The sequence below is a fragment of the Pseudomonas sp. A39 genome (assembly GCF_058145955.1).
Genome location: NZ_JBYVMD010000126.1, coordinates 1 through 674, shown reverse-complemented (window position 1 = coordinate 674; position 674 = coordinate 1). Strand labels below are relative to the sequence as shown.

The following is a 674-nucleotide window of genomic DNA, read 5'->3' as shown; positions in this document are numbered from 1 at the left end:
ACGACCGGCAGGTCGTCGGTGCGTTTGACTTCGAACATGGTGTTGCTGGTCCACTGGCTGTTCTGCCAGCTCCACACCTGTCCGGTGAACTCGCGGAAGTTGATTTCCGGGTCGAAGTTGGTGGCGAAGTATTTGCCATGGGAGCCGGCATTGACGTCGAGGATGTCGATCGAATCAATGCGGTCGAAATGCTGTTGCTGCGCCAGCGCGGCATACGCGTTGACGACACCTGGGTCGAAGCCCACGCCAAGGATGGCGGTGATGTTCTTCTGTTTGCACTCTTCCAGGTGGTTCCACTCGTAGTTGCCGTACCACGGCGGGGTCTCGCAGACCTTGCCCGGCTCTTCGTGGATGGCGGTGTCGAGGTACGCAACGCCGGTGTCGATGCAGGCCCGCAGGACCGACATGTTGAGGAACGCGGAGCCGACGTTGATGACGATCTGCGATTCGGTCTCGCGGATCAGGGCCTTGGTCGCTTCCACGTCCAGGGCGTTCAGCGCGAAGGCTTGGATATCGGCGGGAACCTTGAGGCTACCCTTGGCCTTGACGCTGTCGATGATGGCCTGGCATTTGGAGATGTTGCGCGACGCGATAGCAATACGACCGAGTTCGTCGTTGTGCTGCGCGCACTTGTGGGCCACCACCTTGGCGACACCTCCTGCACCAATGATAAG

At 60.1% G+C, this 674-nt stretch carries 1 protein-coding gene; it reads right to left on the bottom strand.

What is annotated here, in order from left to right; genetic code table 11:
• A partial coding sequence (locus tag AC3ZU9_RS31500; RefSeq protein WP_490091802.1) for a saccharopine dehydrogenase family protein occupies positions 1–674 on the bottom strand: 674 nt, incomplete at both ends.